This is a genomic window from Oleiphilus sp. HI0123, from assembly GCF_001635315.1.
In genome coordinates this window covers 1-815 of record NZ_LWGE01000444.1, presented here as the reverse complement: position 1 = coordinate 815, position 815 = coordinate 1, and the positions used below count along the sequence as shown (strand labels likewise).

At 50.4% G+C, this 815-nt stretch carries 1 protein-coding gene; it reads left to right on the top strand.

Annotated elements, in window-relative coordinates:
* On the top strand, positions 1 to 815 hold an 815-nt coding region (locus tag A3761_RS04205; RefSeq protein WP_304439580.1), incomplete at both ends, for a di-heme oxidoredictase family protein.

The window sequence follows — 815 nt, the reverse complement described above, 5'->3', positions numbered from 1 at the left end:
GGACATTCTTTCTAAAACCGACCCAGACGACAGTAACCAAGATGGTATTTCAGGCAAACCCAATTGGGTTTGGGATCAGCAAAAACAAGCACCGGCACTTGGCCGTTTTGGCTGGAAAGCAGGCACCCCCAACCTTCGTCAACAAAACGCTAGCGCGTTCAAGGGGGATCTCGGCATTAGTACACCGTTATTTCCACAACATTGGGGCGACTGCACTCCTTCACAAACAAGCTGCCGAAAACAAGCCCATGGAAACCGCACCCGCCAAGCCCCGGATATCAACCACATGGAAGCGCCAAAGGCGATGACCGATGCTTTATTGCTGTATACAAGAAATATCGCGGTACCCATTCGAAAAATAGACAATGCAGAAATGGTCAATAAAGGAAAAGCCGTCTTTCACTCCGCTGGCTGTGCCGCGTGCCATACTCCAAGCTATCAAACATCCGGGCATACTGAGCAAACTTCTCTTAACATGCAAACCATCTGGCCTTACACCGATCTATTACTGCATGACATGGGGCTAGGGCTGGCGGACAATCGACCCGAGTTTAAGGCAAACGGACAGGAATGGAGAACCGCTCCACTTTGGGGGCTCGGTTCAGACAAATACGTAAATGGCAGCCATTTTCTTCTGCATGACGGCCGCGCACGCAGTATACTTGAAGCAATTATGTGGCATGGCGGCGAGGCCGAATCTGCCAAGCAAGCCGTACAAACAATGCCCCAAGAGCAACGCGCACAACCCATTCGAAAAATAGACAATGCAGAAATGGTCAATAAAGGAAAAGCCGTCTTTCACTCCGCTGGCTGTG